General features: G+C 56.4%; 24 protein-coding genes, 1 tRNA gene and 3 pseudogenes. 15 read left to right on the forward strand and 13 right to left on the reverse strand.

Annotated elements, in window-relative coordinates:
* Window positions 1-67 precede the first annotated feature (67 nt).
* The 4 genes from ACQY4M_RS19080 (at window position 68) to ACQY4M_RS19095 (ending at window position 1,440) form a co-directional block, all read left to right on the forward strand.
* Window positions 68-208, forward strand: coding sequence for an IS66 family transposase (locus tag ACQY4M_RS19080; RefSeq protein ID WP_428547468.1), 141 nt, complete (start codon window positions 68-70; stop codon window positions 206-208).
* A 302-nt stretch (window positions 209-510) separates the two neighbouring features.
* Window positions 511-732, forward strand: coding sequence for a transposase (locus tag ACQY4M_RS19085; RefSeq protein ID WP_428548299.1), 222 nt, complete (start codon window positions 511-513; stop codon window positions 730-732).
* Window positions 729-1,148 carry an IS3 family transposase gene (locus tag ACQY4M_RS19090; RefSeq protein WP_428547471.1) on the forward strand — a complete coding sequence of 140 codons (420 nt, stop codon included), beginning with the start codon at window positions 729-731 and terminating at the stop codon, window positions 1,146-1,148. Before ACQY4M_RS19085 ends, ACQY4M_RS19090 begins: the two co-directional genes overlap by 4 nt.
* Window positions 1,111-1,440, forward strand: a complete 330-nt coding sequence (locus ACQY4M_RS19095) for a transposase (RefSeq protein ID WP_428547474.1) — start codon at window positions 1,111-1,113, stop codon at window positions 1,438-1,440. Before ACQY4M_RS19090 ends, ACQY4M_RS19095 begins: the two co-directional genes overlap by 38 nt.
* Window positions 1,441-1,577: 137 nt before the next feature.
* Here the strand turns inward: ACQY4M_RS19095 and ACQY4M_RS19100 are convergent, their stop codons facing one another.
* Window positions 1,578-2,621, reverse strand: coding sequence for an IS5 family transposase (locus ACQY4M_RS19100; RefSeq protein WP_428539227.1), 1,044 nt, complete (start codon window positions 2,619-2,621; stop codon window positions 1,578-1,580).
* A 90-nt stretch (window positions 2,622-2,711) separates the two neighbouring features.
* On the opposite strand from ACQY4M_RS19100, the gene ACQY4M_RS19105 reads away from it, so the two are divergent.
* The gene (locus ACQY4M_RS19105; protein WP_428548302.1) at window positions 2,712-2,903 is read left to right on the forward strand and encodes an integrase core domain-containing protein; all 192 of its coding nucleotides are present in this window, start codon (window positions 2,712-2,714) and stop codon (window positions 2,901-2,903) included.
* Between the two features lie 148 nt (window positions 2,904-3,051).
* On the opposite strand, the pseudogene ACQY4M_RS19110 reads toward ACQY4M_RS19105, so the two are convergent.
* From ACQY4M_RS19110 to ACQY4M_RS19120, 3 genes and pseudogenes are all read right to left on the reverse strand, one after another.
* Window positions 3,052-4,267 (reverse strand): annotated as a pseudogene (locus tag ACQY4M_RS19110) (IS256 family transposase).
* Window positions 4,268-4,601: 334 nt separating this feature from the next.
* Window positions 4,602-4,678, reverse strand: a tRNA-Pro gene (locus tag ACQY4M_RS19115).
* Between the two features lie 68 nt (window positions 4,679-4,746).
* Complete coding sequence (locus ACQY4M_RS19120; protein ID WP_428548305.1) at window positions 4,747-4,956, reverse strand: DUF2167 domain-containing protein; 210 nt, start codon at window positions 4,954-4,956, stop codon at window positions 4,747-4,749.
* Window positions 4,957-4,995: 39 nt separating this feature from the next.
* Between ACQY4M_RS19120 and ACQY4M_RS19125 the strand changes: the two genes are divergently transcribed.
* Window positions 4,996-6,128, forward strand: a protein-coding gene (locus ACQY4M_RS19125; RefSeq protein ID WP_428539245.1) for an IS3 family transposase whose coding sequence is annotated in 2 segments (ribosomal slippage) — window positions 4,996-5,248 and window positions 5,248-6,128 — 1,134 coding nt in all. Because the reading frame shifts where the segments join, the coding sequence is not laid out codon by codon here.
* A 107-nt stretch (window positions 6,129-6,235) separates the two neighbouring features.
* On the opposite strand, the gene ACQY4M_RS19130 is transcribed toward ACQY4M_RS19125, so the two are convergent.
* The 3 genes from ACQY4M_RS19130 to ACQY4M_RS19140 are packed head-to-tail and all read right to left on the reverse strand — an operon-like array spanning window position 6,236 to window position 9,097.
* A complete protein-coding gene (locus tag ACQY4M_RS19130; RefSeq protein ID WP_428547477.1) occupies window positions 6,236-7,027 on the reverse strand; it encodes a DUF2167 domain-containing protein in 792 nt (263 codons plus the stop codon).
* 3 nt (window positions 7,028-7,030) lie between these two features.
* A complete protein-coding gene (leuB, locus tag ACQY4M_RS19135) occupies window positions 7,031-8,137 on the reverse strand; it encodes a 3-isopropylmalate dehydrogenase (protein WP_428547480.1) in 1,107 nt (368 codons plus the stop codon).
* A 60-nt stretch (window positions 8,138-8,197) separates the two neighbouring features.
* Window positions 8,198-9,097 carry a LysR family transcriptional regulator gene (locus ACQY4M_RS19140; protein WP_428547483.1) on the reverse strand — a complete coding sequence of 300 codons (900 nt, stop codon included), beginning with the start codon at window positions 9,095-9,097 and terminating at the stop codon, window positions 8,198-8,200.
* 82 nt (window positions 9,098-9,179) lie between these two features.
* On the opposite strand from ACQY4M_RS19140, the gene ACQY4M_RS19145 reads away from it, so the two are divergent.
* Together ACQY4M_RS19145 and ACQY4M_RS19150 are read left to right on the forward strand one after the other, a co-directional pair.
* Window positions 9,180-10,223: an IS5 family transposase gene (locus ACQY4M_RS19145; protein WP_428539221.1), complete on the forward strand. Its 1,044-nt coding sequence runs from the start codon at window positions 9,180-9,182 to the stop codon at window positions 10,221-10,223.
* A 197-nt stretch (window positions 10,224-10,420) separates the two neighbouring features.
* Window positions 10,421-11,293, forward strand: coding sequence for an epimerase (locus tag ACQY4M_RS19150; protein ID WP_428547486.1), 873 nt, complete (start codon window positions 10,421-10,423; stop codon window positions 11,291-11,293).
* Here the strand turns inward: ACQY4M_RS19150 and ACQY4M_RS19155 are convergent.
* The 4 genes from ACQY4M_RS19155 to leuC form a co-directional block, all read right to left on the reverse strand.
* Window positions 11,261-12,322: an endonuclease/exonuclease/phosphatase family protein gene (locus tag ACQY4M_RS19155; RefSeq protein ID WP_428548308.1), complete on the reverse strand. Its 1,062-nt coding sequence runs from the start codon at window positions 12,320-12,322 to the stop codon at window positions 11,261-11,263. The two genes, ACQY4M_RS19150 and ACQY4M_RS19155, sit on opposite strands and share 33 nt — an antisense overlap.
* The gene (locus tag ACQY4M_RS19160; RefSeq protein ID WP_428547489.1) at window positions 12,319-13,257 is read right to left on the reverse strand and encodes a hypothetical protein; all 939 of its coding nucleotides are present in this window, start codon (window positions 13,255-13,257) and stop codon (window positions 12,319-12,321) included. Before ACQY4M_RS19160 ends, ACQY4M_RS19155 begins: the two co-directional genes overlap by 4 nt.
* A 175-nt stretch (window positions 13,258-13,432) precedes the next feature.
* The gene (gene leuD, locus ACQY4M_RS19165) at window positions 13,433-14,038 is read right to left on the reverse strand and encodes a 3-isopropylmalate dehydratase small subunit (protein ID WP_428547491.1); all 606 of its coding nucleotides are present in this window, start codon (window positions 14,036-14,038) and stop codon (window positions 13,433-13,435) included.
* A gap of 11 nt (window positions 14,039-14,049) precedes the next feature.
* Window positions 14,050-15,459 (reverse strand): 3-isopropylmalate dehydratase large subunit, encoded by a 1,410-nt coding sequence (gene leuC / locus ACQY4M_RS19170; protein ID WP_428547493.1) that lies wholly within the window; start codon window positions 15,457-15,459, stop codon window positions 14,050-14,052.
* 237 nt (window positions 15,460-15,696) lie between these two features.
* Here leuC and ACQY4M_RS19175 point away from each other — a divergent pair, with 237 nt between their 5' ends.
* From ACQY4M_RS19175 to ACQY4M_RS19195, 5 genes are all read left to right on the forward strand, one after another.
* Window positions 15,697-17,007: a mechanosensitive ion channel family protein gene (locus tag ACQY4M_RS19175; RefSeq protein ID WP_428547496.1), complete on the forward strand. Its 1,311-nt coding sequence runs from the start codon at window positions 15,697-15,699 to the stop codon at window positions 17,005-17,007.
* Entirely contained in the window at window positions 17,004-18,410 is a 1,407-nt protein-coding gene (locus ACQY4M_RS19180; protein WP_428547499.1) for an amidase, read from the forward strand. The genes ACQY4M_RS19175 and ACQY4M_RS19180 overlap by 4 nt, the downstream gene beginning before the upstream one ends.
* A gap of 97 nt (window positions 18,411-18,507) precedes the next feature.
* Window positions 18,508-18,930 (forward strand): ribosome silencing factor, encoded by a 423-nt coding sequence (rsfS, locus tag ACQY4M_RS19185; RefSeq protein WP_428547502.1) that lies wholly within the window; start codon window positions 18,508-18,510, stop codon window positions 18,928-18,930.
* The gene (gene rlmH / locus ACQY4M_RS19190) at window positions 18,866-19,336 is read left to right on the forward strand and encodes a 23S rRNA (pseudouridine(1915)-N(3))-methyltransferase RlmH (RefSeq protein WP_428547505.1); all 471 of its coding nucleotides are present in this window, start codon (window positions 18,866-18,868) and stop codon (window positions 19,334-19,336) included. The genes rsfS and rlmH overlap by 65 nt, the downstream gene beginning before the upstream one ends.
* A 137-nt stretch (window positions 19,337-19,473) precedes the next feature.
* Window positions 19,474-20,517, forward strand: coding sequence for an IS5 family transposase (locus ACQY4M_RS19195; RefSeq protein WP_428539227.1), 1,044 nt, complete (start codon window positions 19,474-19,476; stop codon window positions 20,515-20,517).
* Between the two features lie 150 nt (window positions 20,518-20,667).
* On the opposite strand, the pseudogene ACQY4M_RS19200 reads toward ACQY4M_RS19195, so the two are convergent.
* A pseudogene (locus tag ACQY4M_RS19200) lies at window positions 20,668-20,946 on the reverse strand (IS1595 family transposase); the annotation flags it as partial.
* A gap of 32 nt (window positions 20,947-20,978) precedes the next feature.
* Here ACQY4M_RS19200 and ACQY4M_RS19205 point away from each other — a divergent pair.
* Together ACQY4M_RS19205 and ACQY4M_RS19210 are read left to right on the forward strand one after the other, a co-directional pair.
* Window positions 20,979-21,248 (forward strand): annotated as a pseudogene (locus tag ACQY4M_RS19205) (outer membrane protein); the annotation flags it as partial.
* A gap of 9 nt (window positions 21,249-21,257) precedes the next feature.
* Window positions 21,258-21,848 carry a hypothetical protein gene (locus tag ACQY4M_RS19210; protein WP_428547508.1) on the forward strand — a complete coding sequence of 197 codons (591 nt, stop codon included), beginning with the start codon at window positions 21,258-21,260 and terminating at the stop codon, window positions 21,846-21,848.
* A gap of 28 nt (window positions 21,849-21,876) precedes the next feature.
* On the opposite strand, the gene hemE is transcribed toward ACQY4M_RS19210, so the two are convergent.
* Window positions 21,877-22,911 carry a uroporphyrinogen decarboxylase gene (gene hemE, locus ACQY4M_RS19215; RefSeq protein ID WP_428547511.1) on the reverse strand — a complete coding sequence of 345 codons (1,035 nt, stop codon included), beginning with the start codon at window positions 22,909-22,911 and terminating at the stop codon, window positions 21,877-21,879.
* Between the last annotated feature and the right edge of the window lie 19 nt (window positions 22,912-22,930).

The following is a 22,930-nucleotide window of genomic DNA, read 5'->3' on the forward strand; positions in this document are numbered from 1 at the left end:
TACTCATGGATCTTAGCCTGATTTGGCAGACCGCCACAGGAGGCGGCCGGGGTGACGCGGTAAATTCGTGATTACAGGTCAGGACAACAATAGCACCAAACGCGCCATGAAGCCCGTTGCCATCGGCCGCAAGAACTGGATGTTCGCAGGCTCACAGCGCGGCGGCAATTCCATGGCCATCGCCTTTATCTTGATGAAAACAGCCTAGCTGAGCAAGGTCGACCCGCAAGTATCGTTTACACAATTTCTAGACGTATATGAGACCACAGGGCCAACATGCTGGACGAACTGACGCCATGTAAATATATTCTGGCAGCATAGGCAGGGGACTATGGATAATTGCAATCCGGATATATTGGCCAAAACAGGATTCATTATGACAAATAGATGAAGTGGTCCCGAAAAATTGGACAGTCAGTTAAGGTGTATTCCAACGTGAAGAAGGAATACCAAAATGACCAAACGACGGAAATTTTCGGACCAGTTCAAGGCTAAGGTGCGCTTGAGGCTCTGCGCGGCGACCGGACGATCCAGGAAATAGCAGCCAAGCACAGATTACATCCTACTCAGGTCAGCACTTGGAAAAAGCAGGCCGTTGAGGGTTTGTCAGGTGTATTTTCTGAGGGTGGAAAGCCTCAGGGTCCAAGCGAATCCGAGATCAAGGATCTGCGCGCCAAAATCGGGAGGTTGGCAGTTGAGAACGATTTTTTAGCGCAAGGGCTCAAACGATGAGCCCGAAGGAGCGCCGGAAAATGGTCACCAAGACTGCGAATATCATCCTGTCTCGCCAGTGTAAAATCCTGAGAATTAGTCGATCATCGCTGTATTACACACCGGTCGGATTCAGCCCTGAAACGCTGGAATTGATGCGCCAAATCGACATGGTCTTCACCCAATATCCATTTTTTGGCAGCCGCCAGATTGCCGCATACTTGCCGAGAAAAAGGTATCATGCCGGTCGCCACCGTATTCGACGCTTGATGAAGATCATGGGGTTGGAGGCGATCTACAAGCGCCCCAACACCCGTTGCCCGTCAACACATGCCTGCATGTATGAGAGGGGGCAAAAAGCACCCCGAGAACCGGATTTATCCATATCTGCTCAGAAACATGCAGATCACCCGTCCCAATCAGGTTTGGTGTTCTGACATCAGCTATATTCCAGTGAAACGGGGCTTCCTGTATCTGGTGGCCATAATGGACTGGGCCACGCGCAAGGTTCTGTCGTGGCGGTTATCAAATACGATGGATGCCAGCTTTTGCAAGGAAGCGTTGGATGAGGCTATCGCCAAATACGGCCCGCCAGAAATCATGAACACCGATCAGGGCAGCCAGTTCACCGGGGCTGCATGGATCACCACGCTGACCAAGGCGGATGTGGAAATATCCATGGACGGGCGCGAGTGCTATCTGGACAATATCTTCAGGGAACCTCTGTAAATTCCCGTTTTCGCCTTCTTCGCGGCGGGGTGGACGGTTTTTCGCCTGTCCCGCCTGATTGCTTCGGATCATAAACCCATTTTCACCGGTTTCAAGCCGGTTTTGGGTATTTCAGGCACACCTCACCCCATGAACCCTTATCCCGGCGCCGCCAGGCCGCATTCGAACTGGACGAAGCGCTTCATGTTGTAGACCAGGTTCATCATCCCGATGCGAAATCGCGCCCGCTTCAGGCCGATGGAGCGGATCAGCTTGCCGCCCATGGAGCGCTCCTGAAAAGCGAATACATGCTCGACCCGGACCCGCACTTTCGAGCGCCTCCGGTTGGCCTTTTGCTGGCGCTCGCCAAGCGGCTTGCCGCGCCTGCCCTTGTGATGGATATGGCTGTGAAGCCCCCGCTCTTCCAGCTCGCTTTCGATCTTTTGCGAGCGATAGGCGCTGTCGGCCCACAGGTCCGATGAGGTGTTGCTCGCATCAATCAGACCGGCAAGCGCCTGGCTGTCATGCACGGCGGCATCGGTGACATCATAAGCGCGGATGAATTTGTGCCGCCGGTCGACATTGATGTGGTTCTTGTAGCCGTAATAGCTCTTGCCGTGCTTCTTCGTCCAGCGCGCATCCACGTCCTTCTGGCGCTTCTTGTGGGGTTTTTCCTCCCACTCTTCAGGCGTTTCGCCCGCCTTGATTTTCTCGTTCTCGTCCCTTTTGTTGTGCTGGCGCGGCGCCGGAACGATGCTCGCATCAACAATCTGCCCGCCCATCGCCAGATAGCCCTTTTCGCGCAGAAAGGCATCGAACTTGTCAAACAGCTCCTTCATCTTCCCGGCCCCGGCCAGCCTTTCACGGTAGGCCCAGATGGTCTTGGCGTCAGGTACGCTGTCTTCAATGCCAAGGCCGAGAAACCGCATGAACGACAGGCGGTCGCGGATCTGATACTCGATCTGATCGTCAGAGAGGTTGTAGAGCTGCTGCAAAACCATCGTCTTGAATATCAGCACCTCATCCCAAGGCGGGCGGCCAGCGTTGGATTTGCGCTGTTCGGGCGGCGTGCGCCATATGGCCTTCAGCTCGTCCCGGTAATCCTCGAACGGCACCATGTCGTTGAGCAACACCAGCGGATCACCAGATTTGTCCAGTCCCGCGTATCGGCTGGAAAGATCAAAAAATCCCATCTGACCCATGACAAAACCCCGTCGGTCGAATCATTTTCATCCTGATGACGATTCTACCCCGTCAGGCCGGATTTTGGGGGATTTTTAGAGGTTCCCTTCATTGAACGTCTGTGGCGATCCCTGAAGCAGGAAGCGGTATACTTGCATGAATTGACGGATGGCTTTGTGGCCGAGCGGGTCATTCGCGATTGGATCACATTCTACAACACCGACCGACCCCACACCGCACTTGAAAAGCGAACGCCGGATGAGGCATACTTTGACGGTAATGAAATGATGAAAGCGGCATGATAACGAAACCCGATACACCTTAAATCAGCCGCAAACCTGTTCGGAAAAGCAGGACCACTTCAGACAGCGTTCTTTGACATGCGGTTGTGTCTCGAAAGTGGTGGAAATTGATTTCAGGCACCTCCGAGCGGGTTGAGTTATGCGCCGGTCAGGCGGCTTGGTCAAGGGTTGCGTCGGCGACGGGCTGAGCGAGCGTTTCCCAGCCATCGACCTTTCGCATGACGATCTGCCCCGAGGCCATCAGAGCCCAAAGCAGCATCGGCACGGTCTCGGCGCATGGCAGCACGGTCTGGGTCTTGATGCGGCGGCGGAATTCCTCGTTCAGGCGTTCGATCGCATTTGTCGTTCTGGCCGATTTCCACTGGCCTTGTGGCAGACGCGTGAAGGTGAAAAGCTTATCTCCTGCTTCTTCCAAGCTGTCAGCGACGGCCTTGCATTTCAGCCGCCATTTTCGCAGAAATGCCTTGCGGCGGGTGGCGATTTCCTCGGGTGTTTTGGCGTAGATCATGTCGCGGTAATCTTCTGTCAACTCATCATGCATACGCTTGGGTGCCTTGGCCAGAAGGTTGCGGTGCTTGTGCACCGTGCACCTCTGGATCGGCAGATCTTCACCCCAGAGGGCAATGAGAGCGACCTCAAGTCCCGGTGCCCCGTCCACGATGACAAATTCGGGCCGTTTCAACCCGCGCGCATCCAGATCGTTGATGAACTGACGCCAGGCGGAGGTGCTTTCGCCGCCCATGTTCATCAGTGATAACAAGACCTTCTGCCCATCCCGGCGCACGCCAATCGCGGCCAGAACCGAGATATTGGTGGCCTTCCTGTCAATCCGCGTTTTGATCACGGTGCCGTCCAGGATCAGCCGCACGATGTCTTCATCCGCAAGGCTGCGGGCGCACCACGCCTGCCAGTCCACCTTCACCTTGCGCCAGGCGCGGCTCACCACATCCTTGCTGACCGCCCCCTGAAACAGGCCGAACAGGGCGCGTTTTACCCGCCGTGTGTTGGTGCCCGAAAGGTAGACAGCAGCGATCAGCGCCTCGGCCTTCTTCGTCAGCCGCTGGTAGCGGGGCAATGCCTTCGAGCGCCATTCTCTGGCCTTGCCGGCCTCGCCTGTGATCCGCGCACGCGGCACGCGCACCGTTTCGGTTCCAAATGTTCCGACCAGTTGCCGCTCGCGATGATCCGGCCTTTGCCCCGCCGCTGCGGCCATACCGGCAACGGCCCAGAAACTGCTCCAGCTCCTCTTCGAAAACCGCCTCGATCGTCGCGCGGATGTTCTGGCGCAGCCGGTCTTCAATCGGGTCATAGCCTGCTTCATTGGCCAGTAGCGCGGATGTCGATGTTGCTGTATTCTTTGTCATGGCGTGATCTCCTTGGCGGTTCCAGCCGCCGGTTGGGTGGCTTCGATGCACCCGGAGATTACGCCGTCCTCGAATTTCCACCAAACTCGCGACACTACCTTGGAAGATGCGACGGCCTATTTTATCACCTCCCGTGAAACACTGGAAAATGTTTTGGTTCATATAGTCCGGACGTATTGAAGAGGGCGGCTAACATAATGAATATGGAATTGTAATGCCTTCGCACCCTGAAAATAGGAAAGCATCAAGCACATTAAGCAATTGAAACGTTGCGAATATCATTGCGGTCAGTTTTCGAAAAAACAAAAAGGCCCCCGCAGGGGCCTTTGTTCATTGGTCGGAGTGAGAGGATTCGAACCTCCGACCCCTGCCTCCCGAAGGCAGTGCTCTACCAGGCTGAGCTACACTCCGACTGTCTGGCGGATTACAAAATCTTGCGGTGATTAGCAAGGCCATAACTGCCAGCTTTTCCGTATCTGTCAGCTATTTTTGCGGCCGAACAGGTTCTTTAGCCAATACAGCGGGATCAGCAACAGAAAGAAAAACTTTTTCAGGAATATCAGCGCAACTGCGATCAAGCCGGTTTTCGCCAGAACCTTGCCGGCAATCAACCCGCCGATTCCAACCGCTGCAACCTTGTCAATTGATGGTTTGAAATCCGAAGAGGTGGTCGCGGAAATTCGGACCAGTTGTTAAGGTGGATCGACTTATGAGAAAGACGATTCAAAATGACGAAACGAAAGAACCATTCTCCCGAATTCAAAGCCCGCGTTGCGCTTGAAGCAATCCGCGAGGAAATGACGATGGCGGAGCTGTCGAAGAAGTATGGTGTGCATCCAACCCAGATTGGCACATGGAAACGAGCAGCGATTGAAAACATGGCCACGGCATTTTCCAGACGGGGCCGTGATCCTGATCGGGTTGATGAAGCCCAGATTGAGAAGCTGCACTCCAAGATTGGTCAGCTGGTCGTGGAACGGGATTTTTTAGCCAACGCCTCGCAACAGTTGCTCGGGAAGCGAGGCAAAAAATGGTGAGCCGTGAGCATGATCTGAGTGTGCGACGACAATGCGGGCTACTTTCTCTGGCGCGCTCGAACCTGTATTACCAGCCAAAAGGCGAAAGTGCTGAAAATTTGCGGTTCATGACAATAATCGACAAGCAATTCTTGCAGACGCCGTGGTATGGATCACGGCAAATGGCCCGGCACATGCAGCGCCAAGGTTACAAGTGTGGTCGCCACAGGGTCCGCCGTTTGATGCGGCTGATGCGGTTGGTTCCGATCTACCAGACGCCCAACACGAGCAAGAAACATCCGCAGCATAAGATCTACCCGTATCTGCTGCGAGACCTGACGATTGATCGTCCAAACCATGTGTGGTGCGTAGATATCACCTACATTCCGATGCAGCGCGGGTTCCTCTATTTGGTCGCGATCATGGACTGGCACAGCCGCAAGGTTTTGAGCTGGAGATTGTCAAACAGCATGGAGGCAGATTTTTGCGTTGAAGCCCTGAAAGAGGCTATGGCCAAATACGGCAAGCCCGATATCATGAACAGCGACCAGGGCAGCCAGTTCACCGGGTTTGAATGGACGCAGGCGCTGAAAGAAGCCGACGTGAAAATCTCGATGGATGGCAAAGGTCGCTGGGTCGATAACCGGATGATCGAGCGGCTTTGGCGATCCTTGAAATACGAATGCATTTACCTCAACGCATTTGAAACGGGTTCGCAGACCCGCGCCGGGATCGGGAAATGGTTGGCTTACTACAACACCGAGCGCCCGCATTCCACCCACGGAATATTGACCCCGGATGAAGCCTATGACAGAAAAACAAAACCAATGAGTTTGGCAGCCTAAATGAAACCCTGATCCATCTTAAACTGGCTGCTGACTGGTCAAAAAAGTGGGACCACCTCTACTCTTTCTCATGCTTCCCATCATAACCTCTTTTTAGGTTATCTGGGTCAGCCCCCCGAATATTTGTTTCCATCCGTAAAGTTTGTCATTTTCAGAACCGTTGGAACAGCCTTGTTCACCTGATCCAGCATGTCCATATCTGCAATGAAATTTACAACCAACACACCTTTACGCCCCAGAATACGGATATTGTAATTCAGTGTCGTTGTCTCGTCACCATCAAAGCGTATTTCTTTTGCCCAATACAGTTTACGTCCTTCAGAATCATAATGTGGTGGTGCGGCCCAGCCCAATAGTTCGATCGCGGGATAATTATTTTCGCGCCGCCATTCGTTTTCGTCCTGCATATCCTGCTTCATTGTTTTCAGCAGCTCGTCATAATCATAGCTGCCCGCATCTTCGTCCGATACATAGCCGATATCGTCAAAAGATACCTCGATCCCCCATGTTTCATCCAACGGGGTTTTATCAGCGGGAAAGACCATGCCCAAAGTGCTGTCATCAGGTGGATTTCCCCACAGTGTTGTCAGAACATAGTTGGCATCCTTGGCATCAAGGAAATAGAATTCATCTGTCAGGTCAAGCGTTGCCAGATTGCTACCAACTGTCACTTTACCCTGTTTGAAATCCAGCGCTTCAAGTGCCTTTATACCTTCGTCATTATAGGTTTTGGAAATGTCGGGAAACATTTCTGTCAGGGTTTTTGCGGCAAGCGGGGATGCCAATGCCATTGAGGCGGCAATTGTCAGGAATATACGGTTCATAGGTAAGACCTCAAAAATACAAAAAGGGGCACAAAACTGCCCCTTTTTATCATTACAGGCCGGTATTTCAACCAATAGTTACAGTGATGCATCCAGCGCAGCAATCACCGCATTGCCCATTTCACTGGTGCTGGCGGGTTTTGCATCACCGGCCTGCATCAGGTCAGCGGTGCGCACGCCATCGGCCAGAACCTTTTCAACCGCGGTTTCCAGACGGTCGGCCTCGGCGCCCTGGTCATAGGAATAGCGCAATGCCATCGCAAAGCTCAGGATCGTTGCACAAGGGTTAGCCTTGCCCTGACCGGCAATATCGGGGGCCGAGCCATGCACAGGTTCATACATCGCCTTGGGTTTGCCGTTTTCCATAGGCACGCCCAATGATGCGGATGGCAACATCCCCAGTGATCCGGTCAGCATCGCCGCGCAATCGGACAGGATATCGCCAAACAGGTTGTCGGTGACGATGGTGTCAAACTGTTTCGGGTTGCGCACCAGCTGCATCGCGCAATTGTCGGCATACATGTGCGACAGTTCCACATCGGGGTAATCCTCGGCACCGATCTTGGTGACAACTTCGCGCCACAGAATGCCGCTTTCCATCACGTTGGCTTTTTCAACGGACACCAGACGGTTGTCGCGTTTGCGGGCCAGTTCAAAGGCCGAGCGCGCCACGCGGTCGATTTCGCTTTCGGTATAGCGCTGGGTATTGATGCCTACACGTTCGCCATTTTCCTCGAAAATGCCGCGGGGTTCGCCGAAATAGCTGCCCGAGGTCAGTTCGCGCACGATCATAATATCCAGACCGGCGACCAGTTCTTTCTTGAGCGACGAAAAATCGGCCAGCGCGTCAAAGCATTGCGCTGGGCGCAGGTTGGCGAACAGGTCCATTTCCTTGCGCAGGCGCAACAGGCCCCGTTCGGGTTTGACCGAGAAATCCAGATCGTCATAGGCCGGACCACCCACAGCGCCCAGCAGAACCGCGTCTACCTCTTGGGCGTGGGCCATGGTGTTATCGTGCAGCGGCGTGCCATGTTTGTCATAGGCGGCACCGCCGACAAGGTCTTCGGTCACGTCGATTTTCAGGTTGCGCTTGGCATCGAACCAGTCGATGATTTTGCGCACTTCGACCATGACTTCGGGGCCGATACCGTCACCGGCGAGGATAAGAAGCGAAGGGTTGCTCATGTTGCTGTTGTCCTTGATCTAAATGGGTTGACAACCGCGTAAACCTTTGGGCACGTCGGGTCAAGAAACGAAGGGGGATAACCCCTCGGCCAGCATATCCCAGACGCGGCGGATACGCGGGGTCCGGCGCATGGCCTGATGCGTCACCAGCCAGACAGGCAGCGGCGGGATGGGCAGATCGGGCAGCACCTGTTCTACCAGCGGGTCATCCATCGCCACATAGGTTTGCGAAAACCCCAGCCCGCATCCGGCACGCAGCAGTTCCCAGTAAACCACGTTGTTATCGCAGCGGATGCGAAACCAGTCACGCTTGGCCTCCTGCCCCATCTGCCGCATACCGCGCAGGATCTGTTCGTCCGCGTCATAGCCAATCAGGTCATGACCGTTCATCATATCCTCGATCGTTTCCGGCCGCCCTTTGCGGTTCAGATAATCGACCGAGCCAAACACACCCAGCGGCAAATCCCCCAGATGTTTTGCCACCACATCCAGTTGCGTCGGGCGATACATACGGATGGCGATGTCCGCTTCGCGGAACAACAGGTTTTCGCTGGCGTCATTGGGGGCCAGTTCAATCGCGATATCCGGTTCCTGCCGCATGATATGCGCAATGATCGGCGGCAGGATGTGGTGCGATACGAAAACGCTGGCGGTGATGCGCACGGTGCCTTTGATCTGCTGTTCCTGCCCCGCCGCCGCCAGCGCCATTTGCCCCGCTGCTTCGCGCATCGTTTGGGCCGCAGGCAGCAGGGTCTGCCCGATATCGGTCAGTTGCAGCCCGCGCGGTTTACGGGTGAACAGGGTCACCCCCAGTTGCTGTTCCACCTGCCGAATCTGGCGCCCCAGCGTGGGTTGACTGGCCCCCAGACGCCGCGCCGCTGCGGAAAGCGAGCCTTCCTCGGCCACGGCCATAAAGGATTGCAAAAGAGACCAGTCAAGATTTGCGAGCGATTTATCCATTCATAAGACCTCTGCATAACATCGGGATTCCCCCGGGTTGGCCGTTTTGGTAAGCTAGCCGGGAAATCTCTGGGGTGAATAGATGGACCTTTTCCTGCACGAAGCGGCGGCACGGATCGGCGCGGATGACGTTCTGTCGAAGATCGACGCGCTGATGGATTGGAACTCGTTTTTGCCGATCCTGCGGCGCGGTCTGGGGCGCTCGGGGATCGGGCCTCAGGGCTATGATCCGCTTGTTCTGTTCAAGTGTCTTCTGGTTGGCCAGTGGCACGGGCTGAGCGACCCGAAGCTGGAGCGGGCCTTGAAGGTGCGGCTGGATTTCATGCTGTTCTGCGGGCTCGATCTGCACGCGTCGGTGCCGGATGAGACGACCCACTGCCGGTTCCGCAATGCGCTGGTCCGGGGTGGCGTTTACGATGAGCTGCTGGCCGAGGTCTGCCGCCAGATCGAGGCGCATGGGCTGAAGCTGAAAGAGGCTGAGGCGGCGATCATTGATGCGACCCTGATCGCGGCGGCGGCGCGCCCGCGCACCCATATCGACGCCCCGCAGGACCGGGCAGAGGACGGGGCAAGGGAAGGGACGCCGGATGATCCGCCCGAGGTCTCACCCGACGGGGCACAGCTGCATTTCAGCGCCGACCCTGATGCCCGCTGGGTCAAGAAGGGCCGCAAGAGCACGCTCGGCTACAAGGGCTTTGCCCGCTGCGACGAAGAGGGCTTTATCGACAAGGTGCACACCACGCCCGCCAATGCCGCCGAAAGCCCCGAATTCGCCACCATGATCGCGGGCGCAAAGGCGCAGCGGGTGCTGGCCGACAAGGCCTATGCGAGCAAGGCCAACCGCCAGATGCTGCGCGGCAAATACCGCGACGGCATCCTGCGCAAGGCAGCGCGCGGCCGCCCCCTGCGGCAATCGGAGAAACGCTTCAACCGGCTGATTTCGAAACGCCGCTTCCGCATCGAGCAGACTTTCGGCACGATGAAACGCCTCTTCGGCCTGCAGCGGGCGAGATATTTCGGGCGCGCCAGGGTGCATGCCCAGATGGTCATGGCCGCCATCGCGCAAAACCTGCTCAAGGCCGCAAACAGGATCACCCTCAACCCGCAAACCCCCGCAATCGCATAGCCCCAAACCCCGCCACCCGTCTGTCCGCCGGACCCGCAGGGGCGCAAGGTGGGCGGCCGAAATCTTGCTTCAACCGAAAGCCATGGCCTCATGCAGAGGTCTTATTCATTATTGAATACACGATCTGCATATTTTCGCAATTTATAGTTTTATGTGAATGGTTAAATTGGGGTCAACACAACACAGGAGTTTATAAAATGTCCAATACTGTATTGATCCTTGGCGGCCGAGGCCGCTTTGGCCGCAACGCCACCAAAGCCTTTCAGGCCCGAGGGTGGGAGGTGCGCCAATTTGACCGCAAATCCGAAAACCTGTGGGATGTCGCATGGGGCGCGGATGTAATCGTGAATGGCTGGAACCCCCTGTATCCTGATTGGGCTACACAGGTGCCAAAGCTGACTAAACAGGTGATCGAGGTCGCCAAATCCACCAAGGCCACGGTGATCATCCCCGGAAATGTTTATAACTACGGCAAGGATGCGCCATCGGTTTACAAGGCAGGCACACTACACGGGGCCAAAAACCCGCTGGGCCGTGTGCGCATTGAAATGGAAGCGGCCTATCGTGCCTCGGGCGTGCGCACCATTATTCTGCGCGCGGGGGATTTCATCGACACGCAAGCCTCGGGCAACTGGTTTGATATGATGATGATTCCGAAAATCGGCAAAGGAAAATTCATCTACCCCGGCAACCCCGATATTGAACATGCCTGGGCGTGGTTGCCCGATCTGACGCGGGCGGCGGCGGAACTGGCCGAAATGCGGGATGATCTGCCGAGTTTCGCGGATATTCCTTTTCCCGGCTACACCCTGACAGGGCGTGAACTATGTGCAGCGGTGTCAAAGGCCTATGGGAAACCCCTGCGGCTAAAGAAAATGAACTGGCTGCCAATCCAGATCGCCCGCCCGTTTTGGCCGATGGCCAAGTATGTGTTGGAAATGCGTTACCAATGGAACAAACCTCACCGGATCGACGGCGCTACATTTGACGCCCTGTTGCCGGATTTTGAAACAACGCCACTCGAGCAGGCCATGCCGCTAGCGATCAATCACCAGATCAACCCAGACTAACCGATGGCGCGAGGCAACATCGGTGCCCCCGTCCGCAGGCCAATAAACCCCTGCACCTGCAACCTGCAAATCCCTTGACGGCAACACATAATCCACCCGCAGGTTGCCCGGTGCAGGGGTGTCTTTCCAATCAACCGTATCCAGCGCCGGATCGGTCAGGTGGTTTGCGTTTGCCCCGCCCTGTTCTTGCGCCGCCAGCACAGCCCCTTTGCTTTTGGGCTGCGGGTCCTGCACCAGCGGATTCGCAAGCAAACCGCGAATGGCATCTTTCAGCCCTTCCCCATCCTGCGGGTCCTGGTTGGCATCCCCCAGAATAACGAACGGACCATTCGCCTGAGGCGTGCCCAGCCCGCCATCCAGATAAACGCTCCAGAACTTCACCTCGTCATGGTTGCGTTTGCCGTTACGGTCCTCGGGGCCGTCAAAAACCGGCGGGCCGGCGTGAAAGGTCATCAGGTTGATCACCCCTTCAGGTAATTTCACCGGCACCACCCAGTGCCCGACCGATGATAATCTTTGCGCCGCCACAGCCTGCGGTGACGGAAACGGTTTGCCATCTTTCGTTGGCAGTAACGCATCTGGAAAGTCGGCCCAATTCAGCCCCGAAAAATCCTGCACATGGTCTGTGTCCAGCGGAAAGCGCGACAGAATCGCCATACCGCCATATCCGGCAAACCGGCCAAACCCCTGCGCATCACGCGCGCCACCAATGCGCCCGTCGCCATCCATATCCAGACCCGTCTGCATCCCCGTATTCGGCCGCAGGGCAAAGCGGTAGGGGTAATCATTCAGCAGGTCTGCAAAGGCCGTCAGCGCAACGCCACCTGCGTCATAGTCAAACCCGTTCAGCAACAGCACATCGGGGGATACCTGTTTGATAACATCTACAACGGCCAGAACCTGTGCATCCTTGCCCGACAGAATATCGCGCAGCAGCAGGCCAGGTCCGCGCCGTTGTAATTCTGTGTTATAGGTGGCAACCCTGTAGGTATCGGCCAGAACCGGTGAGGCCAGCGTGGCGAATATCAGGCCGGCGTATAGCCATGCTTTTCGACATAGGCATTGCTGCGCTTGCGCTTTTCCTTGATCATCGCCGCGATCCGCCGCATGGCGATCCCGCGCATAAACAGACTGGTTGGAAGAAATGCCCATGCTGTCATTGTCCACACCATTGTTTGCGGGGAATCAAGCACAATCGGGTCAAACACCTTGGACGCCGCCAGAACCATGACCGGCAGCAAGAAAGGCAAAACCAGCCCCAGAATGATATTAACACGCCCGTCACGCACCAGGCGTGCCACAACATCACTGCCTGCCGAGGGATCAAATGTCGGCAGGTTCACCCAAACATTGAATGTCTTGCCACGGGATGGCCAGCCCTGAATCCGGATCAGCATTAAAAATACAACCAACGTCATCAAGGAAATCAGATAGCTAAGCCCGGCGATCGAGCGGATCAGGACCAGTTGGTCAAGCCCCGCATCTGCAGGCAACATCAAGGCAACCAGATTAACCGGGCTATATTCGAAATTAATCGCCTCGCCGATGATATTCCCGGTTGCCTTGGCATACAGGCTCAGGGTCGAGGGTTCTGCTTCACCGCGCACAATGATGGTCAGCAAGGAAACTGTTATCAACAACGAAACGTAGCGCACGCGGTTAAACGGCGGCGCATCGCGAAATTCGACAAGGCTGGGATAGGTGGATGAATATTCAAAGAAAACCAGAACAGCCCCTGCTAGACTGACCAGCGCCACGACTTGCGCTGTATCCGCATTCACCCCGGGCAATAGAACTGACGGCATCGAGATAACAACAAGCACAAGAATGGCACGCACAAAGGCGCTTGTTAGTTGGGAGAAAACTACCTTCACACCGCCTACCCCACGAGAAACAGCGCTTTGCTGCTCCTCCGTTCTTTGAATTTTCCGCATGCTTCCGCGGTCTGCATTTATATCAGCCACTTCCTGCCTTCTTTCACTTCCCAGCACAAGTTACAGGTAAATTTAAACGAATTTTTAAGGCAATTTCGTGGAAAAACTGGTGCGACTTTGCATCAAATCTGGCAACAATAAGGGCCCAGCCTATGACCGGACCCTATATTGTGTGTTTTACGTGGTTTGATCCGCTAGAAGTTCGTTACACCCAAGGTCGGGCCGATGCGGACATGGTTTCGTAGCTAGCAATCGAATCGGCTTTCTTCAAAGTCAGGCCGACATCGTCCAACCCTTCCAGCAGACATTGCTTTTTGAAGGCATCCACGTCGAATTTCACCACGTCACCATCCGATGTGGTAATTTCCTGCGCTTCCAGATCCACCGTCATGCGGGCATTGGCCCCTTTTTCGGCATCTTTCATCAACAGGTCCACCTGTTCCTGCGGCAGCACAATCGGCAAGATGCCGTTCTTGAAGCAGTTGTTGAAAAAGATGTCGGCAAAGCTGGTCGAGATCACGCATTTGATGCCAAAATCCTTGATCGCCCACGGCGCGTGTTCCCGCGATGACCCGCAGCCAAAGTTGTCGCCAGCGACAATAACTTCGGCATTTCGATAGGCAGGCTGGTTCAGCACGAAGTCGGGTTTTTCGCTGCCATCATCGTTATAGCGCATCTCGTCAAACAGATGCACGCCAAGGCCCGACCGTTTGATGGTCTTCAAAAACAGTTTGGGAATGATCATATCTGTATCGATGTTGATCAGGGGCATGGGTGCCGCGACACCGGTGATTTTTTCAAATTTTTCCATTGTCGCTCTCCTTACAACATTTCCCGAACATCGGTCAGATGACCGGTGATCGCTGCGGCGGCTGCCATGACGGGGCTGACCAGATGGGTGCGGCCCCCTTTGCCCTGACGGCCCTCGAAGTTCCGGTTGCTGGTTGACGCGCTTCTGTCGCCCGGCGCCAGTTGGTCGTCATTCATCGCCAGACACATGGAACAACCCGCCAGACGCCATTCAAAACCGGCCTCGGTGAAAATCTCGCCCAGCCCTTCTTCTTCGGCCTGCGCCCGCACAAGGCCCGATCCCGGCACGATCAGGGCGCGCACACCCTCGGCCACCTTCTTGCCTTTGACGATTTGGGCAACGGCGCGCAGATCCTCGATCCGGCCGTTGGTGCAGGAGCCGATAAAGACGGTGTTGATCGGAATGTCGGTCAGTTTGGTGCCCGGAGTCAGGCCCATATATTCCAGCGACCGCGCGGCGGCGTCTACTTTGCCACCCTCGAAATCCTCAGGCGCGGGAACAGTCGCGGTGATCGGCAGAACATCCTCGGGCGAGGTGCCCCATGTGACCACCGGCGCGATGTCTTCGCCTTTCAGCACCAGCACCTTGTCGAAATGGGCGTCATCGTCGGTGAACAATGTTTTCCACCATTCCAGCGCCATTTCCCATTTGGCCCCTTTGGGTGCGTGCGGGCGGCCTTTGACATAGTCATAGGTGGTTTCATCCGGTGCAATCAGACCGGCGCGCGCGCCACCCTCGATCGCCATGTTACAGACGGTCATGCGGCCTTCCATCGACATGTCGCGGATCACCTGACCGCAATATTCGATCACATAGCCGGTGCCCCCCGCCGTGCCGGTCGCGCCGATCACCGCAAGGGTCACGTCCTTTGCGGTTACACCGGGGCGCAGCTTGCCAGTGATTTCCACCTTCATGTTTTTCGATTTCTGCTGGATCAGCGTCTGCGTGGCCAGCACATGTTCCACCTCAGATGTGCCAATCCCGTGGGCCAGCGCACCGAAAGCACCGTGGGTGGCGGTGTGGCTGTCGCCGCAAACCACCGTCATGCCGGGCAATGTCCAGCCCTGCTCGGGGCCAACGATATGCACAATGCCCTGACGGACATCATCGACCGGATAGTAATGCACGCCGAAATCGCGGGCATTCTTGTCCAGTGCCTCAAGCTGGATGCGGGATTCCTCGTTGCTGATAATACCGTTGGTGCGGTCCAGCGTGGTCGGCACGTTGTGATCCGGCACGGCGATGGTTTTGTCGGGTGCATGCACCTTGCGGCCAGCATCGCGCAGACCTTCAAAGGCCTGTGGACTGGTGACTTCGTGCACCAGATGGCGGTCGATAAACAGCAGGGATGTGCCGTCGTCGTCTTCGGTAATGACGTGGGCGTCCCAGATTTTATCATAAAGTGTCTTCGGGGCGGTCATGGTTTTTCCTTTCCCGCAGGATGTTACAGATGGGGGTGACAAACAGCGCCAAAGGGCGCCGGACCATTATAGGTCGGCGTGGATCGCAAGCGTTTGACCGTGGAACCGCCAAGGCAGGCGGGCGTGGTCGTCCATATCAAAAATCCGAGTCATACCAGCGGGGATACATCGCACGCGGGGCATGGGCAAGAGCGTTGGCCATTGTCACGGCGATAATAACTGTGCAAACCTGCGGTTATGGAGCCGGAAACACAAAGCGCAGGCGCGCAGATACAGACATTGTTCGATAAGCTGGTTGCCTTTGGTAACAGCCTTATGATGCCATCAAGGCTGACACAAATGGGGATCATGATCGGTCTGCTGATCGTGGCCTATTTGTTTAAACTGTATTTCGGCCCCAAATTCCACAATTGGATGCGCGGCCTGTCCGGTCGGCCCAAATGGCAGTTGCGCATACTGGTGATGCTGCACCGGCGTTTGCGGTTGATCGTGTTTGTCATACTGATCTGGGTCGTTATCGCTTTTATGCGGCAGGGTTTGGGTCTATTCCCGTCCCGCACCTATTTGCTGGCCATCGTTGGTACCATATCGCTGACATGGCTGCTGATCGTCTTTGCCGCCCGTTTCATCCATAACAATTTCTTGCGCCGGCTGGTGACCTGGGGGGCGTGGATATACGCCACGCTCTACTTCCTGAACCTGACCACAGCCGCCGAACAATTACTGGATCAGGTCGCGGTTGATCTGGGCGGGCTTCACTTGTCATTGCTGGTGGTCATCAAGGGGCTGGTTGTCACGGCGCTACTGTTCACCCTTGCCCGTGTAATATCGTCCGGCACCACCAAGCGCATTCGCAACAACAAGGAAATATCGCCATCCATGCAGGTGCTGATGGTGAAATTCATGCAGGTGACCCTGTATGGCGCGGCGTTTTTCATAGGGCTGAAGGCGGTCGGGTTTGATCTGACCGGTCTTGCCGTTCTGTCCGGTGCCATCGGCATTGGCCTTGGGTTCGGTCTGCAGAAGGTGGTGTCGAACCTTGTGTCCGGCATCATCATCCTGCTGGATAAATCCATCAAACCTGGCGATGTGATTTCGCTGGGTGATACCTTTGGCTGGATCAATACACTGGGTGCCAGATATGCCTCAGTCGTCACCCGCAACGGCAAGGAATTCCTGATCCCGAACGAGGATCTGATCACCAATCAGGTGGTCAACTGGTCCCACACCAATGATTTCGTGCGGCTGGATATCCATTTCGGCACAGCCTATCACGATGACCCACACAAGGTGCGCAAACTGGCCTGTGATGCCGCTGCTTCAGTCGATCGCGTGCTGGCAATGCGCCCACCGGTTTGCCATATCGTCGGGTTCGGGGATAGTTCGGTCGACTATATCCTGCGTTTCTGGATCACCGACCCGACCGGTGGTTTGACCAACATCCGCGGCAATGTGTTTCTGGCGCTCTGGGATACCTTCAAGGAAAACGATATCTCGATCCCCTTCCCGCAGCGCGAGGTAAAGCTGCTCGAGGATTCCCCGAAATGATCCAAAACAGCGATGCAACCGGCATCCTTGCGGCGTTGACCAACAGGGACATTTCAGCCACCGACCTGATGGCCCAAACCCTTGCCCGTATTGACACGGTTAACCCCGCCGTAAACGCCATCGTCGCCCTGCGTCCCGCCGATGATTTGCTGGCCGAGGCCAAAGCGGCTGATAACACCGCCCCCAAAGGCCCGCTGCACGGCCTGCCCATCGCGATCAAAGACCTTGCCGAAACCAAGGGCCTACACACCACCTTTGGCTCGCCCATATTCGCCGATAACATCCCGACTGCCGACAGTCTGATGGTGGCCCGTATCCGCGCAGCCGGCGCGATTATCATCGGTAAAACCAACACGCCGGAATTCGGCCTTGGCTCGCACAGTTTCAACCCCGTCTATGGCACCACCTGCAACCCATATGACACCACCCGTTCCGCAGGTGGTTCCAGCGGTGGCGCGGCGGTGGCACTAACCACGCGGATGCTGGCGCTGGCTGATGGTTCGGACATGATGGGATCACTGCGCAATCCGGCAGCGTGGAATAATGTCTACGGGTTTAGGCCCTCATACGGGATGGTGCCAAGTGACCCCATCGGTGATACATTCCTGCACCAGCTATCCACCAACGGCCCGATGGCCCGCAGCATCCGCGACCTGTCGTTGTTGTTGCAAGTCATCGGCACACCGGACGCGCGCCTGCCGCACAGCATGGCCGCCTTCCGCCCCTTACCCGACACATCCACCATGTCCGGCACCACCATCGGCTGGGTGGGTGACTGGGGCGGATATTACCCGATGAACCCGGAAATCCTGACGCTGTGTGAAACCGCGCTGGATCAGATGCGCGAACTGGGGGCGACCATTGTCGATTTCACCCCGCCCATCGCACCCGAACAGCTGTGGCACTCATGGACCACCCTGCGCAGTTGGGCCATCGCCGCCAAACAGGCCCCGCTTTACCAAAACCCGAAAACCCGCGATCTGCTAAAACCCGAAATGCTGTGGGAGATCGAGCGCGGGTTGTCCCTGTCCCCGCTGGATATCCACAACGCCAGCGTAATCCGCAGCAAATGGTTCGCCGCCTTCGCCAGCCAGACAGATGTCGATGTGATGGCCCTGCCCTCGGCCCAGATATTCCCGTTCAACGCCGACTGGCGCTGGCCCAAAACCGTGATGACCCGCGACATGGACAGCTATCACCGCTGGATGGAGGTGGTCGTGCCTGCCTCGCTCACCGGCCTGCCCGCGCTGAACGTGCCCGTAGGGTTCGGCAAACAGGGGCTGCCGGCAGGCCTGCAACTGATCGGCCAGCGCGGTGCGGATGCCCGCATTCTGCAGCTTGGCCAGACATGGCACACCGCCACCGACTGGCCCAATCAGCGCCCGCCGAATTTCCCCCCTTGAACCCGAACAAACACAAGCCCATAAGCGCACATTGAGATTTACCGAATCCGGTGCTACCAATATGGCACAACCCGCGCTTTTCTTAAGGAGGACACGTTTGTCCAGCACAGCTAAAAAGGTTTCAAGCAAAGCCCTGCTTGAAAGCATCCTATCCTCGCTTGACGATAACAAAGCCGAAGATGTGGTTTCGATTGACCTGAAGGGCAAATCCGAGATTGCCGATTATATGATCGTTTGCTCCGGCCGTTCCTCGCGGCAGGTCAGCGCGATTGCGGAAAAACTGTCGGATGACCTGAAACAGACATTCGAGATTTACCCCAAGGTCGAGGGCAAGGATCAGGGCGACTGGGTGCTGATTGATGCGGGCGATGTAATTGTGCATGTGTTTCGCCCCGAAGTGCGCGAATTCTATCAGCTTGAAAAGCTGTGGCAGGGGGCCGGCCCCGAGACGCCTGATGCGTGTCCACATCTGCGCGGTGGGCCGGATGCGCGCCGGACCCGAGCGCGAATTACTGGATGATTACCTGAAACGGTTTGACCGCACAGGGCGGGCCTTGGGCCTTGGCCCCGTAACGATGCACGAGGTCGAGGACAAGAAAGGCGGCGGTCAGGAGGCCGAGGCGGTTCTGCTGGAACGTGCCATTCCCAAGGGGGCGATGATCTGTGCGCTGGACGAGAGGGGCCGCGTGATGCCCTCGCCGGAGTTTGCGGGCAAGCTGGGTGGCTGGCGCGATCAGGGTGTGTCCGATCTGGCCTTTGTGATTGGCGGCGCGGACGGGATTGCCAAAACCTTGCAAAACCGTGCGGATTTCAAACTGTCCTTTGGCGAAATGGTCTGGCCCCACATGCTGGCGCGGGTGATGCTAAGCGAACAGTTGTATCGGGCAACGACGATACTGGCAGGAGGGCCGTATCATCGGGGGTGACCCTAAAAAAACCAACTGTTCTACCCCTTCGTCAGTTTTGCAAATCTCAAGGGAACCTCTAAAAATCCCCCAAAATCCGGCCTGACGGGGTAGAATCGTCATCAGGATGAAAATGATTCGACCGACGGGGTTTTGTCATGGGTCAGATGGGATTTTTTGATCTTTCCAGCCGATACGCGGGACTGGACAAATCTGGTGATCCGCTGGTGTTGCTCAACGACATGGTGCCGTTCGAGGATTACCGGGACGAGCTGAAGGCCATATGGCGCACGCCGCCCGAACAGCGCAAATCCAACGCTGGCCGCCCGCCTTGGGATGAGGTGCTGATATTCAAGACGATGGTTTTGCAGCAGCTCTACAACCTCTCTGACGATCAGATCGAGTATCAGATCCGCGACCGCCTGTCGTTCATGCGGTTTCTCGGCCTTGGCATTGAAGACAGCGTACCTGACGCCAAGACCATCTGGGCCTACCGTGAAAGGCTGGCCGGGGCCGGGAAGATGAAGGAGCTGTTTGACAAGTTCGATGCCTTTCTGCGCGAAAAGGGCTATCTGGCGATGGGCGGGCAGATTGTTGATGCGAGCATCGTTCCGGCGCCGCGCCAGCACAACAAAAGGGACGAGAACGAGAAAATCAAGGCGGGCGAAACGCCTGAAGAGTGGGAGGAAAAACCCCACAAGAAGCGCCAGAAGGACGTGGATGCGCGCTGGACGAAGAAGCACGGCAAGAGCTATTACGGCTACAAGAACCACATCAATGTCGACCGGCGGCACAAATTCATCCGCGCTTATGATGTCACCGATGCCGCCGTGCATGACAGCCAGGCGCTTGCCGGTCTGATTGATGCGAGCAACACCTCATCGGACCTGTGGGCCGACAGCGCCTATCGCTCGCAAAAGATCGAAAGCGAGCTGGAAGAGCGGGGGCTTCACAGCCATATCCATCACAAGGGCAGGCGCGGCAAGCCGCTTGGCGAGCGCCAGCAAAAGGCCAACCGGAGGCGCTCGAAAGTGCGGGTCCGGGTCGAGCATGTATTCGCTTTTCAGGAGCGCTCCATGGGCGGCAAGCTGATCCGCTCCATCGGCCTGAAGCGGGCGCGATTTCGCATCGGGATGATGAACCTGGTCTACAACATGAAGCGCTTCGTCCAGTTCGAATGCGGCCTGGCGGCGCCGGGATAAGGGTTCATGGGGTGAGGTGTGCCTGAAATACCCAAAACCGGCTTGAAACCGGTGAAAATGGGTTTATGATCCGAAGCAATCAGGCGGGACAGGCGAAAAACCGTCCACCCCGCCGCGAAGAAGGCGAAAACGGGAATTTACAGAGGTTCCCATACCAAAAACGGGAATTTTACCTGCCGCACCACGCCCGCGTTTACCTTTGCGTTTGCCGCCAAAGTAGCTTTCGTCCACTTCTATTTCTCCGCCGAACATAGCTTGGCTTTCCGCCTCCAGCTCATAGGCGATTATCTCGCGCAGGCGTAGAAAATAAAACGCTGCGGTCTTGCGGTTTACACCACACAAACTGGCTGCTGTTCGTGCTGTCGATCCCGAAACAAAATGCTCCGTAAGACGGTCTTGCTTGTAGTGGCTCAGGCGACTCTTTCTCATGCTTCCCATCATAACCTCTTTTTAGGTTATCTGGGTCAGCCCCATTCTTTTTCTATGGCACAGCAGGTGTGGGCATTTCCGATGCAGGCGCGAAACCTTCCGGTGTGTCCGGAAAAACCCGGCACACAGGGTTTTCCTACGGGTTGGGTGTGGAAATGGCGATCAACAACGGTTGGTCGGCACGGCTCGAGGCCACTCAATATAATTTTGGCAAGGCGAACGCGCAGAGCTTCAATGGCAGCAGTCAGAAGGTCGACACAGATATCCGCATGATCTCGCTTGGTCTGTCGCGGAAATTCTAGGTGGTTTGGATGTTTCAAAGATCCCGCTCACGGGGTGTAGGGTATAGTCTGCTGCTGGTCGCCTCATTAACCGGCTGCGGCTATACCCCGCAAACTACCCTGCAGGCTCTTAGCAAGGTTGATCCGAATACCCCGCCCGAGGACATGAAAATCATGGTGGCCTTGCCGCCTGATATTCGGCCGCAAAAGAAGGCGCCAATCCTGAAAATGGCTTTGCTGGCAAACAAAACAATGCCGACAGAAAGCCAGTCATTCACATTGGAGCGCATCCCGAATGGTCCGGATGAAATACGCACGCATCAAAGTGCGAACGGCTTTGCCTATCGTTTACGTCGCGAGGATGTGCCACGTTTCAAAGCTCTCTATGCCAAGGGAGAGGCAGATGACTCGCGGGAGGGCAGCATAGATGTGGATGCGGATTTCTGCCACACAACGCCTGAAGTGCCAAAACAGGCCATTGTCACGGTTTATTTGAAAACCGCCGAGTTGCATGACTATGTGCCGCTTGTTAAAAATATCGATTTCATGAAAGAGCTTGATCCGGCCGAAAGGGCTTTGGGATTCCCACGCTGCACTAAGGACATTGCCCTACAACCATAGTGCAGCAGCCCCCGGGGTGCCTGAGCAATCAGGCGCCCCGAACCGTGTCGATCATCCGTTGCACGTTGTCAGGGTCGGCGTCCGGCGTGATGCCGTGGCCAAGGTTGAAGATATGCGGTCCCTTGGAAAACGCTTTGACGATGCGTTTGGTTTCATCCACCAGTTCCTGCCCGCCGGTCACCATATGGTGCGGTGCAAGATTGCCCTGAACACAGCCATCCACCTGCACTTTTTCGGCCGCCCAGTCGGCGGAAACCGAATTGTCCAGCGCCACGCAATCGGCACCGGTGGCTTTGGCGAACCCGATGTAATTGTCCCCTGCTTCGCGCGGAAAGGCGATGACGGGGGTGTTCGGGTGTTCGGCCTTTAGCGCCGCAATGATCCGTTTGGTTGGTTCCAGCGCGTATTTGATGAAATCCTCGCCTTTCAGGGATCCGGCCCAGCTGTCGAAAATCTTGACCACTTCGGCCCCGGCCTGAATCTGCATCGACAGATAAGAGATTGTTGCCTCGGTGATCTTGTCCAGCAGTGCTTCGAATGTGGCGCGGTCCTCGGCGATCAGCTGATGCGCTGGTGCTTTGTCATCAGTGCCGCGGCCGGCGATCATATAGGTGGCAACGGTCCATGGCCCTCCGGCAAAGCCGATAAAGGCGGTTTCGGCGGGCAATTCGCGCGCCACAGTGCGCACGGTTTCATAGATCGGCGACAGGGTTTCGTGTATATCCGAAACCGGCTTTAGCTGTTCCAGTTCGGCGGGCGTTGTGATGGTCGACAGGCGCGGGCCTTCGCCGGTGACGAACCACAGGTCCGCCCCCAATGCCTGTGGCACTAGCAGGATGTCGGCAAACAGGATCGCCGCGTCAAAGCCGTAGCGGCGGATCGGTTGCAGGGTGACTTCGGTGGCAAGTTCAGGGTTATAGCACAGCGACAGGAAATCGCCGGCTTGCGCGCGGGTGGCCTTGTATTCGGGCAGATAGCGGCCCGCCTGACGCATCATCCAGATCGGCGGCGTGTCCAGCGTTTCACCCGCCAGTGCGCGCAGTAGTTTCTTTTGTTCGGCCATAACTGCCCCCTATCCTTAG

The organism is Profundibacter sp., assembly GCF_965277155.1.
GTDB lineage: Bacteria > Pseudomonadota > Alphaproteobacteria > Rhodobacterales > Rhodobacteraceae > Profundibacter.